General features: G+C 50.6%; 13 protein-coding genes. 8 read left to right on the forward strand and 5 right to left on the reverse strand.

What is annotated here, in order from left to right; all coding sequences use genetic code 11:
* Window positions 1–7: 7 nt before the first annotated feature.
* The 4 genes from leuC to leuL all read right to left on the reverse strand — a co-directional run bounded on the left by leuC (window position 8) and on the right by leuL (window position 4,252).
* Window positions 8–1,408: a 3-isopropylmalate dehydratase large subunit gene (gene leuC / locus BEB54_RS08015; protein WP_001140645.1), complete on the reverse strand. Its 1,401-nt coding sequence runs from the start codon at window positions 1,406–1,408 to the stop codon at window positions 8–10.
* Between the two features lie 2 nt (window positions 1,409–1,410).
* Complete coding sequence (gene leuB, locus BEB54_RS08020) at window positions 1,411–2,502, reverse strand: 3-isopropylmalate dehydrogenase (RefSeq protein WP_105277279.1); 1,092 nt, start codon at window positions 2,500–2,502, stop codon at window positions 1,411–1,413.
* Window positions 2,502–4,073: a 2-isopropylmalate synthase gene (gene leuA / locus BEB54_RS08025; protein WP_000082846.1), complete on the reverse strand. Its 1,572-nt coding sequence runs from the start codon at window positions 4,071–4,073 to the stop codon at window positions 2,502–2,504. Before leuA ends, leuB begins: the two co-directional genes overlap by 1 nt.
* A 92-nt stretch (window positions 4,074–4,165) precedes the next feature.
* Window positions 4,166–4,252: a leu operon leader peptide gene (gene leuL / locus BEB54_RS08030; RefSeq protein WP_001300467.1), complete on the reverse strand. Its 87-nt coding sequence runs from the start codon at window positions 4,250–4,252 to the stop codon at window positions 4,166–4,168.
* Between the two features lie 658 nt (window positions 4,253–4,910).
* Here leuL and leuO point away from each other — a divergent pair.
* Window positions 4,911–5,855 carry a transcriptional regulator LeuO gene (gene leuO / locus BEB54_RS08035; RefSeq protein ID WP_001361829.1) on the forward strand — a complete coding sequence of 315 codons (945 nt, stop codon included), beginning with the start codon at window positions 4,911–4,913 and terminating at the stop codon, window positions 5,853–5,855.
* Window positions 5,856–6,009: 154 nt separating this feature from the next.
* Here the strand turns inward: leuO and BEB54_RS29125 are convergent, their stop codons facing one another.
* On the reverse strand, window positions 6,010–6,054 hold the full coding sequence (locus tag BEB54_RS29125; protein WP_175565144.1) for a hypothetical protein: 45 nt from the start codon (window positions 6,052–6,054) through the stop codon (window positions 6,010–6,012).
* Window positions 6,055–6,171: 117 nt separating this feature from the next.
* Here BEB54_RS29125 and ilvI point away from each other — a divergent pair, with 117 nt between their 5' ends.
* From ilvI to ftsL, 7 genes are all read left to right on the forward strand, one after another.
* Entirely contained in the window at window positions 6,172–7,896 is a 1,725-nt protein-coding gene (gene ilvI / locus BEB54_RS08040) for an acetolactate synthase 3 large subunit (protein WP_105277280.1), read from the forward strand.
* Between the two features lie 2 nt (window positions 7,897–7,898).
* Complete coding sequence (ilvN, locus tag BEB54_RS08045) at window positions 7,899–8,390, forward strand: acetolactate synthase small subunit (RefSeq protein ID WP_105277281.1); 492 nt, start codon at window positions 7,899–7,901, stop codon at window positions 8,388–8,390.
* Between the two features lie 11 nt (window positions 8,391–8,401).
* On the forward strand, window positions 8,402–8,488 hold the full coding sequence (locus tag BEB54_RS08050) for a hypothetical protein (RefSeq protein ID WP_032160836.1): 87 nt from the start codon (window positions 8,402–8,404) through the stop codon (window positions 8,486–8,488).
* A gap of 81 nt (window positions 8,489–8,569) precedes the next feature.
* On the forward strand, window positions 8,570–9,574 hold the full coding sequence (gene cra, locus BEB54_RS08055; RefSeq protein ID WP_000762400.1) for a catabolite repressor/activator: 1,005 nt from the start codon (window positions 8,570–8,572) through the stop codon (window positions 9,572–9,574).
* Between the two features lie 600 nt (window positions 9,575–10,174).
* Entirely contained in the window at window positions 10,175–10,633 is a 459-nt protein-coding gene (mraZ, locus tag BEB54_RS08065) for a division/cell wall cluster transcriptional repressor MraZ (protein WP_001295770.1), read from the forward strand.
* A gap of 1 nt (window position 10,634) precedes the next feature.
* The gene (gene rsmH, locus BEB54_RS08070; protein ID WP_000970479.1) at window positions 10,635–11,576 is read left to right on the forward strand and encodes a 16S rRNA (cytosine(1402)-N(4))-methyltransferase RsmH; all 942 of its coding nucleotides are present in this window, start codon (window positions 10,635–10,637) and stop codon (window positions 11,574–11,576) included.
* The gene (ftsL, locus tag BEB54_RS08075) at window positions 11,573–11,938 is read left to right on the forward strand and encodes a cell division protein FtsL (RefSeq protein ID WP_000625658.1); all 366 of its coding nucleotides are present in this window, start codon (window positions 11,573–11,575) and stop codon (window positions 11,936–11,938) included. Before rsmH ends, ftsL begins: the two co-directional genes overlap by 4 nt.
* Window positions 11,939–11,945 lie beyond the last annotated feature (7 nt).

Genomic DNA, 11,945 nt, shown 5'->3' on the forward strand with positions numbered 1-11,945 from the left:
GTGCTCCTTATTTAATGTTGCGAATGTCGGCGAAATGTCCGGTCACAGCAGCAGCGGCAGCCATTGCCGGGCTGACCAGATGCGTGCGCCCGCCACGCCCCTGGCGGCCTTCAAAGTTACGGTTGCTGGTGGAGGCACAACGCTCACCCGGATTCAGGCGGTCGTTGTTCATCGCCAGACACATTGAGCAACCGGGTAAACGCCATTCAAAACCAGCTTCAATAAAGATTTTGTCCAGACCTTCCGCTTCCGCCTGGGCTTTTACCGGGCCAGAGCCGGGAACCACCAGTGCCTGCACGCCTGGTGCGACTTTCCGGCCTTTGGCGATTTCAGCAGCCGCGCGTAAATCTTCAATGCGCGAGTTGGTGCAGGAACCGATAAACACTTTGTCGATAGCCACTTCGGTCAGCGGAATACCCGGTTTCAGCCCCATATAGGCCAGCGCTTTTTCTGCCGACGCGCGTTCAACCGGATCGGCAAACGAAGCCGGATCGGGAATGTTGTCGTTCACGGAGATCACCTGACCGGGGTTAGTTCCCCATGTTACCTGCGGGGCGATCTCTTCTGCTTGCAGAGTGACAACGGTATCGAAAGTTGCGCCTTCGTCGGTTTGCAGAGTTTTCCAGTAGGCAACGGCGTCGTCGAAATCTTTACCTTTCGGCGCATGCAGACGGCCTTTAACATAGTTAAAGGTGGTTTCGTCCGGCGCAACCAGACCGGCTTTTGCGCCCATTTCGATTGCCATGTTGCACAGGGTCATACGACCTTCCATGCTTAAATCACGGATTGCTTCGCCGCAAAACTCCACCACATGCCCGGTACCGCCAGCGCTGCCGGTTTTACCGATAATCGCCAGCACAATATCTTTCGCGGTAATGCCCGGCGCAGCTTTGCCCTGGACTTCAATTTTCATGGTTTTCGCGCGCCCCTGTTTCAGGGTCTGCGTTGCCAGTACGTGTTCGACCTCGGATGTACCGATACCAAAGGCCAGTGCACCAAACGCCCCGTGGGTGGCGGTATGTGAGTCGCCGCAGACAATGGTCATTCCTGGTAAGGTGACGCCCTGTTCCGGCCCCATTACGTGGACAATCCCCTGATACGGGTGATTCAGGTCATACAGTTCGACGCCAAACTCTTTGCAGTTTTTGATCAGTTCCTGCATCTGGATGCGCGCCATCTCACCGCAGGCATTAATGTCTTTAGTCTGAGTCGAGACGTTGTGATCCATGGTGGCGAAGGTTTTCCCCGGCTGACGTACCGGGCGACCGTGGGCGCGCAGACCATCGAACGCCTGCGGTGAGGTCACTTCATGTACCAGATGACGGTCGATATATAACAGCGGGGTTTCGTTTTCGGCTTCGTACACTACGTGAGCGTCGAATAATTTTTCGTATAACGTCTTAGCCATGATTACACCCCTTCTGCCACATAGCGGGCAATGATATCGCCCATTTCATCGGTACTAACGGCGGCAGCGCCACGGGCTAAATCCCCGGTGCGAATGCCTTCTTCTAACGCGCGGTTAATGGCGCGTTCAATGGCGGAAGCCGCATCATCGGCATCCAGGCTGTAACGCAGCAGCAGCGCCAGCGACAGAATTTGTGCAATCGGGTTGGCGATGTTTTTGCCTGCGATATCGGGTGCCGAGCCGCCCGCCGGTTCATACAGACCAAAACCTTGCTCGTTCAGGCTGGCGGAAGGCAACATGCCCATCGAGCCTGTGATCATCGCGCATTCATCAGACAGAATGTCGCCAAACAGGTTGGAGCACAGCAGTACGTCAAACTGCGACGGATCTTTAATCAGCTGCATGGTAGCGTTGTCGATGTACATATGCGCCAGTTCGACATCCGGATACTCCGTGGCGATCTCGTTAACAATCTCCCGCCATAAAATAGAGGATTGCAGCACATTGGCTTTGTCGATTGAGGTGACTTTGCGACGACGCTTGCGGGCAGATTCAAACGCGATACGGGCAATGCGCTCGATCTCAAAACGGTGATACACCTCGGTATCAAACGCTTTTTCATATTGTCCGCTACCTTCGCGGCCTTTTGGTTGACCGAAATAGATGCCACCGGTCAGTTCGCGCACGCACAGGATGTCGAAGCCGTTAGCGGCAATGTCAGCACGCAGCGGACAGAATGCTTCCAGCCCCTGATACAGTTTTGCCGGACGCAGGTTGCTGAATAATTTGAAGTGCTTACGCAAAGGCAACAGCGCGCCGCGTTCTGGTTGCTGGTCTGGCGGCAAATGTTCCCATTTCGGGCCGCCCACCGAGCCAAACAGCACGGCATCGGCTTGCTCACAACCTTCAACCGTCGCAGGCGGCAGCGGCCGCCCGTGGTTATCAATGGCTGCGCCGCCTACATCGTAATGGCTGGTGGTGATACGCATCGCAAAGCGGTTACGCACGGCATCCAGCACTTTCAGTGCCTGGGTCATCACTTCCGGCCCGATCCCATCTCCGGGTAAAACGGCAATATGGTAATTCTTCGACATCACACGGTTTCCTTGTTGTTTTCGTTGTGTTGAGCTTTGCGTTGCAACTCTTTTTCGACTTCTGCGGCGCGCCAGATATTGTTCAGTACGTGCACCATGGCTTTGGCGGAGGACTCGACAATATCGGTGGCTAGGCCGACGCCGTGGAAGCGGCGACCGTTGTAGTTGGCGACAATATCCACCTGACCCAGCGCATCTTTACCGTGACCTTTGGCGGTCAGGCTGTATTTCACCAGTTCGACGTTATAGTCAGTGATGCGGTTAATCGCCTGATAGACGGCATCGACCGGACCATTACCGTTGGCAGCTTCCGCTTTAACTTCCTCGCCACAGGCCAGTTTGACGGCGGCAGTGGCAATATCGTTAGAACCAGACTGCACGCTGAAGTAATCCAGACGGAAATGCTCCGGCTCTTCTTGCTGCTTACCGATGAAGGCCAGCGCCTCCAGATCGTAATCAAACACCTGACCTTTTTTGTCCGCCAGCTTCAGGAAGGCATCGTACAAATTGTCTAAATTATATTCACTTTCTTTATACCCCATCTCATCCATGCGGTGTTTTACTGCCGCACGACCGGAACGAGAGGTCAGATTCAGCTGGATTTGGTTCAGACCAATAGATTCTGGTGTCATGATTTCGTAGTTTTCGCGGTTTTTCAGCACGCCATCCTGGTGGATACCGGAGGAGTGTGCGAATGCGCCGCTGCCAACAATGGCTTTGTTTGCCGGGATCGGCATATTACAAATCTGGCTAACTAACTGGCTGGTGCGCCATATTTCCTGGTGATTAATGGCGGTATGAACGTTAAGAATATCCTTACGTACTTTGATCGCCATGATCACTTCTTCCAGCGAACAGTTACCGGCTCGCTCGCCGATCCCATTCATTGCACCTTCCACCTGGCGCGCTCCGGCATGTACCGCCGCCAGTGAGTTGCCAACTGCCAGGCCTAAATCGTCGTGGGTATGTACGGAGATAATGGCTTTGTCGATGTTAGGCACGCGTTCATACAGGCCGCTGATGATTCCGGCGAACTCAAATGGCATGGTGTAGCCCACGGTGTCCGGAATGTTGATGGTGGTGGCACCGGCATTAATCGCCGCTTCAACCACGCGCGCCAGATCGGCAATGGGTGTGCGTCCGGCATCTTCGCAAGAAAATTCAACATCATCGGTGTAATTACGGGCGCGTTTCACCATATAGATAGCGCGTTCGATCACTTCGTCCAGCGTGCTGCGCAGCTTGGTGGCGATGTGCATTGGCGAAGTGGCAATAAAGGTATGGATACGGAAGGCTTCGGCAACTTTCAGAGATTCAGCTGCCACGTCGATATCCTTTTCCACGCAGCGAGCTAACGCACATACGCGGCTGTTTTTGACCTGGCGGGCGATGGTCTGCACCGATTCGAAATCGCCCGGCGAAGAGACGGGGAAACCGACTTCCATCACGTCAACACCCATACGCTCAAGGGCCAGCGCAATTTGCAGTTTTTCTTTCACACTCAAGCTTGCCTGTAACGCCTGTTCACCGTCGCGCAATGTGGTATCGAAAATAATGACTTGCTGGCTCATGGTTTGGGTCCTTGTCTCTTTTTGAGCGCCTCGCTTCGGGCATAAAAAAACCCGCGCAATGGCGCGGGTTTTTTGTTTGACTGCGTGCTGGCTTAATGCTGAATGCCGCTCACTCGTCTACCGCGCAAAGAAGATGCGTTTAGTAGTAGTAGACCGATAAAGCGAACGATGTGAGTCATTAAATCAGCTCCAGATGAATACGATATGCTTTTAGAGTTACTGGATACAAAAACGGATGTCAACCCTGACGCAACAAAAACGTTCCGCCAGAGTGAGTTCTGCATTCGTCAAATTAGCTAATTGTGCTGCGGTGGTTAAAACAAGCGATATTAATTTCTGCTTAACCACCGACGCTTTTCATCGGTTGACATATTTCAGAATAAATTTTTGCATCTAATCAACGAGGAAAAGGGGGATAAAATGCACGCGTTACAAAACCTATCATGATGATTTGTATTGAATTATATGTTTTGCTAATTTTTTGATATTCATTTGGTGAATATTATTGTTCAATTAATGTTAAGAATTAATGCATTAAACATATAAATTAATTATTAAAAAAGCACATTTAATCCATTTTGTGGATGATTGAGTATTCGCGGTAGTTATGATTAGATTGTTTTCGCAACAAAAACATTATGGATTATTATGCTGCGGTAAATGACTCTTTACTCGGCAATGGGTTCTGTTTTTATAAGAACCCGTATCTTTATGTTTTCCTAATTTTTCTCATTTTCCTTTTTCTTATTTTATATGCATGATAAATCATATTCTCGAGGATTATTTCTCTGCATTCCAATAAGGGAAAGGGAGTTAAGTGTGACAGTGGAGTTAAGTATGCCAGAGGTACAAACAGATCAACCAGAGACGGCGGAGTTAAGCAAGCCACAGCTACGCATGGTCGATCTCAACTTATTAACCGTTTTCGATGCCGTGATGCAGGAGCAAAACATCACCCGTGCCGCTCATGTTCTGGGGATGTCGCAACCTGCGGTCAGTAACGCGGTTGCACGCCTGAAGGTGATGTTTAATGACGAGCTTTTTGTTCGTTATGGCCGTGGCATTCAACCGACTGCTCGCGCATTTCAACTTTTTGGTTCAGTTCGTCAGGCATTGCAATTAGTACAAAATGAATTGCCAGGTTCAGGTTTTGAACCCGCGAGCAGTGAACGTGTATTTCATCTTTGTGTTTGCAGTCCGTTAGACAGCATTCTGACCTCGCAGATTTATAATCACATTGAGCAAACTGCGCCAAATATACATGTTATGTTCAAGTCTTCATTAAATCAGAACACTGAACATCAACTGCGTTATCAGGAAACGGAGTTTGTGATTAGTTATGAAGACTTCCATCGTCCTGAATTTACCAGTGTGCCATTATTTAAAGATGAAATGGTGCTGGTAGCCAGCAAAAATCATCCAACAATTAAAGGCCCGTTACTGAAACATGATGTTTATAACGAACAACATGCGGCAGTTTCGCTCGATCGTTTCGCGTCATTTAGTCAACCATGGTATGACACGGTAGATAAACAAGCCAGTATCGCGTATCAGGGCATGGCAATGATGAGTGTACTGAGCGTGGTGTCGCAAACGCATCTGGTCGCTATTGCGCCGCGTTGGCTGGCTGAAGAGTTCGCTGAATCTTTAGAGTTACAGGTATTACCGCTGCCATTAAAACAAAATAGCAGAACCTGTTATCTCTCCTGGCATGAAGCTGCCGGGCGCGACAAAGGCCATCAGTGGATGGAAGAGCAATTAGTCTCAATTTGCAAACGCTAACTGGATGCAGAATAGGTCAGGCATTGATGTCTGATTTATTCTGTATTTTTTATTGAATATAGAATTTTATTCTGAATGTGTGAGTTCACTATTTTAGGATTAATTAAAAAAATAGAGAAATTGCTGTAAGTTGTGGGATTTAGCCGATTTATTATCAATTTAATCCTCCGTAATGGAGGATTTTATCGTTTCTTTTCACCTTTCCTCCTGTTTATTCTTATTACCTCGTATTTATGTCTCTGGCTGCCAATTGCTTAAGCAAGATCGGGCGGTTAATGTGTTTTACACATTTTTCCGTTAAACAGTGAGGCAGGCCATGGAGATGTTGTCTGGAGCCGAGATGGTCGTCCGATCGCTTATCGATCAGGGCGTTAAACAAGTATTCGGTTATCCCGGAGGCGCGGTCCTTGATATTTACGATGCATTGCATACCGTGGGTGGTATCGATCATGTATTAGTTCGTCATGAGCAGGCGGCGGTGCATATGGCCGATGGTCTGGCACGCGCGACCGGGGAAGTCGGCGTCGTGCTGGTAACATCGGGGCCAGGGGCGACCAATGCGATTACCGGCATCGCCACCGCTTATATGGACTCCATTCCCTTGGTTGTTCTTTCCGGGCAGGTAGCAACTTCGTTGATAGGCTACGATGCCTTTCAGGAGTGTGACATGGTGGGGATTTCCCGCCCGGTGGTGAAGCACAGTTTTCTGGTCAAACAGACAGAAGATATTCCTCAGGTGTTGAAAAAAGCCTTCTGGCTGGCGGCAAGTGGTCGTCCAGGACCTGTGGTGGTCGATCTACCAAAAGATATCCTGAATCCGGCAAAAAAATTACCGTATGCCTGGCCGGAAGCAGTCAGTATGCGTTCTTACAATCCCACAACCACTGGGCATAAAGGGCAAATTAAGCGCGCTCTGCAAACGCTGGTGGCGGCAAAAAAACCGGTTGTCTATGTAGGCGGCGGGGCAATCACGGCGGGCTGCCATCAGCAGCTGAAAGACACGGTGGAGGCGTTGAATCTGCCCGTTGTTTCCTCATTAATGGGGCTGGGGGCGTTTCCGGCAACGCATCGTCAGGCACTGGGCATGCTGGGAATGCACGGCACCTACGAAGCCAATATGACGATGCATAACGCGGATGTGATTTTTGCCGTCGGGGTACGTTTTGATGATCGAACGACGAACAATCTGGCAAAGTACTGCCCAAATGCCACGGTTTTGCATATCGATATTGATCCTACCTCCATTTCTAAAACCGTGACTGCTGATATCCCGATTGTTGGAGATGCCCGCCAGGTCCTTGAACAAATGCTTGAACTCCTGTCGCAAGAATCCGCCCATCAACCGCTGGATGAGATCCGCGATTGGTGGCAGCAGATTGAACAGTGGCGTGCTCGTCAGTGCCTGAAATACGATATTCACAGTGAAAAGATTAAACCGCAGGCGGTTATCGAGACTCTTTGGCGGCTGACGAAGGGGGACGCTTACGTGACGTCTGATGTCGGGCAGCACCAGATGTTCGCCGCACTTTATTATCCTTTCGACAAACCGCGTCGCTGGATTAACTCTGGTGGCCTCGGCACGATGGGGTTTGGTTTACCTGCGGCACTGGGCGTCAAAATGGCGCTGCCAGAAGAAACCGTGGTTTGCGTCACTGGTGACGGCAGTATTCAGATGAACATTCAGGAACTGTCTACCGCCTTGCAATACGAGTTGCCGGTATTGGTGGTGAATCTCAATAATCGCTATCTGGGGATGGTGAAGCAGTGGCAGGACATGATCTATTCCGGCCGTCATTCACAATCTTATATGCAATCGCTACCCGATTTCGTCCGTCTGGCGGAAGCCTATGGGCATGTTGGGATCCAGATTTCTCATCCGCAAGAGCTGGAAAGCAAACTTAGCGAGGCGCTGGAACAGGTGCGCAATAATCGTCTGGTCTTTGTTGATGTTACCGTCGATGGCAGTGAGCACGTCTACCCGATGCAGATTCGCGGGGGCGGAATGGATGAAATGTGGTTAAGCAAAACGGAGAGAACCTGATTATGCGCCGGATATTATCAGTCTTACTCGAAAATGAATCAGGCGCGTTATCCCGCGTGATTGGCCTTTTTTCCCAACGTGGGTACAACATTGAAAGCCTGACCGTTGCGCCCACCGACGATCCGACATTATCGCGTATGACCATCCAGACCGTGGGCGATGAAAAAGTGCTTGAGCAGATCGAAAAGCAATTACACAAACTGGTCGATGTCTTGCGCGTGAGCGAGCTGGGGCAGGGGGCGCACGTCGAGCGGGAAATTATGCTGGTGAAAATTCAGGCCAGCGGCTACGGACGTGACGAAGTGAAGCGCAATACGGAAATATTTCGTGGGCAAATCATCGATGTCACGCCATCGCTTTACACCGTCCAACTGGCAGGCACCAGCGATAAGCTTGATGCATTTTTAACATCGATTCGCGATGTGGCGAAAATTGTGGAAGTTGCTCGATCTGGTGTAGTTGGACTTTCGCGCGGCGATAAAATAATGCGTTGAGAATGATCTCAATGCGCAATTTGCAGCCCAACATGTCACGTTGGGCTTTTTTTGCGAATTCAGTGGGAACCTGGAATAAAAGCAGTTGCCGCAGTTAATTTTCTGCGCTTAGATGTTAATGAATTTAACCCATACCAGTACAATGGCTATGGTTTTTACATTTTACGCAAGGGGCAATTGTGAAACTGGATGAAATCGCTCGGCTAGCGGGAGTGTCGCGGACCACTGCAAGCTATGTTATTAACGGCAAAGCGAAGCAATACCGTGTGAGCGACAAAACCGTTGAAAAAGTCATGGCTGTGGTGCGTGAGCACAATTACCACCCGAACGCCGTGGCAGCTGGGCTTCGTGCTGGACGCACACGTTCTATTGGTCTTGTGATCCCCGATCTGGAGAACACCAGCTATACCCGCATCGCTAATTATCTTGAACGTCAGGCGCGGCAACGGGGTTATCAACTGCTGATTGCTTGCTCAGAAGATCAGCCAGACAACGAAATGCGTTGTATTGAGCATCTTCTACAGCGTCAGGTTGATGCCATTATTGTTTCGACGTCGTTGCCACCAGAGCATCCTTTTTATCAACGCTGGGCTAACGACCCGTTCCCGATTGTCGCGCTGGACCGCGCCCTCGATCGTGAACACTTCACCAGCGTGGTTGGTGCCGATCAGGATGATGCCGAAATGCTGGCGGAAGAGTTACGTAAGTTTCCCGCCGAGACGGTGCTTTATCTTGGCGCGCTGCCGGAGCTTTCTGTGAGCTTCTTGCGTGAGCAAGGTTTCCGTACTGCCTGGAAAGATGATCCGCGCGAAGTGCATTTCCTTTATGCCAACAGTTATGAGCGGGAGGCGGCTGCCCAGTTATTCGAAAAATGGCTGGAAACGCATCCGATGCCGCAGGCGCTGTTCACAACGTCGTTTGCGTTGTTGCAAGGGGTGATGGATGTCACGCTGCGTCGCGATGGCAAACTGCCTTCTGACCTGGCAATTGCCACCTTTGGCGATAACGAACTGCTCGACTTCTTACAGTGCCCGGTGCTGGCAGTGGCTCAACGTCACCGCGATGTCGCAGAGCGTGTGCTGGAAATTGTCCTGGCAAGCCTGGACGAACCGCGTAAGCCAAAACCTGGGTTAACGCGCATTAAACGTAATCTCTATCGCCGCGGCGTGCTCAGCCGTAACTAAGCCGCGAACAAAAATACGCGCCAGTGAATTTCTCATTGGCGCGTCGAGTACGGGAATGGACATCAATATCCTTAAAGTAAATAAGACTATTCCTGGCTATTATTGATAAATGCTTTTAAACCCGCCCATTAATTAACTCACCTGCTGAAATTCACAATAATTAAGCAATATTGACAGAGCGTTTTTGCATTATTTTGTTACATGCAGAGATGAATTGCCGATTTAACAAACACTTTTCTTTGCTTTTGCGCAAACCTGCTGGCATCAAGCGCCACACAGACGCAACAGGGACTGTTAACCGGGGAAGATATGTCCTAAAATGCCGCTCGCGTCGCAAACTGACACTTTATATTTGCTGTGGAAAATAGTTAGTCATTTTAAAACGGTGATGACGATGAGGGATTTTTTCTTACAGCTATTCATAACGTTAATTTGCTTCGCACGTTGGACGTAAAATAAACAACGCTGATATTAGCCGTAAACATCGGGTTTTTTACCTCGGTATGCCTTGTGACTGGCTTGACAAGCTTTTCCTCCGCTCCGTAAACTCCTTTCAGTGGGAAATTGTGGGGCAAAGTGGGAATAAGGGGTGAGGCTGGCATGTTCCGGGGAGCAACGTTAGTCAATCTCGACAGCAAAGGGCGCTTATCAGTGCCTACCCGTTATCGGGAACAGCTGCTTGAGAACGCTGCCGGTCAAATGGTTTGCACCATTGACATTCATCACCCGTGCCTGCTGCTTTACCCCCTGCCTGAATGGGAAATTATCGAGCAAAAATTATCGCGTCTGTCGAGCATGAACCCGGTTGAGCGCCGTGTGCAGCGCCTTCTGTTAGGTCATGCCAGCGAATGTCAGATGGATGGCGCCGGTCGATTGTTAATCGCGCCAGTACTGCGGCAACATGCCGGTCTGACAAAAGAAGTGATGCTGGTTGGACAGTTCAACAAGTTTGAGCTGTGGGATGAAACAACCTGGCATCAACAGGTCAAGGAAGATATCGACGCAGAGCAGTTGGCTACTGGAGACTTATCGGAGCGACTGCAGGACTTGTCTCTATAAAATGATGGAAAACTATAAACATACTACGGTGCTGCTGGATGAAGCCGTTAATGGCCTCAATATCCGTCCTGATGGCATCTACATTGATGGGACTTTTGGTCGCGGTGGTCACTCACGTCTGATCCTCTCGCAGCTTGGCGAAGAGGGGCGTTTGCTGGCGATCGATCGCGACCCGCAGGCTATCGCCGTTGCGAAGACTATTGATGATCCGCGCTTCTCCATCATCCACGGACCTTTCTCCGCGCTGGGCGAATACGTTGCCGAGCGCGATCTTATCGGCAAGATCGACGGCATTCTCCTCGATCTTGGTGTTTCTTCACCGCAACTTGATGATGCAGAACGCGGCTTTTCCTTTATGCGCGATGGCCCGCTGGACATGCGTATGGACCCAACCCGTGGGCAGTCAGCCGCTGAATGGCTGCAAACCGCAGAAGAAGCTGATATCGCCTGGGTATTGAAAACCTACGGCGAAGAGCGTTTTGCCAAACGCATTGCCCGCGCCATTGTCGAGCGAAACCGCGAACAGCCGATGACCCGCACCAAAGAACTGGCGGAAGTCGTGGCTGCCGCAACGCCGGTGAAAGATAAGTTTAAACATCCCGCGACCCGTACCTTCCAGGCGGTGCGCATTTGGGTAAACAGTGAACTGGAGGAGATAGAGCAGGCGCTAAAAAGCTCGCTCAACGTGCTGGCCCCGGGGGGGCGGCTCTCGATCATCAGCTTCCACTCGCTGGAAGACCGCATTGTGAAGCGCTTTATGCGTGAAAACAGCCGTGGTCCGCAAGTTCCGGCAGGGTTACCGATGACTGAAGAGCAGCTCAAAAAACTGGGTGGCCGTCAGCTGCGAGCACTAGGCAAGTTAATGCCGGGCGAAGAAGAGGTGGCTGAGAACCCTCGTGCCCGTAGTTCAGTTCTGCGTATTGCAGAGAGGACGAACGCATGATCAGCAGAGTGACAGAAGCTCTAAGCAAAGTTAAAGGATCGATGGGAAGCCACGAGCGCCATGCATTGCCTGGTGTTATCGGTGACGATCTTTTGCGATTTGGGAAGCTGCCACTCTGCCTGTTCATTTGCATTATTTTGACGGCGGTGACCGTGGTAACCACGGCGCACCATACCCGTTTACTGACCGCTCAGCGCGAACAACTGGTGCTGGAGCGAGATGCTTTAGACATTGAATGGCGCAACCTGATCCTTGAAGAGAATGCGCTCGGCGACCATAGCCGGGTGGAAAGGATCGCCACGGAAAAGCTGCAAATGCAGCATGTTGATCCGTCACAAGAAAATATCGTAGTGCAAAAATAAGGATAAA

The organism is Escherichia sp. MOD1-EC6021 (assembly GCF_002965245.1).
In the GTDB taxonomy this organism is placed as follows: domain Bacteria; phylum Pseudomonadota; class Gammaproteobacteria; order Enterobacterales; family Enterobacteriaceae; genus Escherichia; species Escherichia coli_F.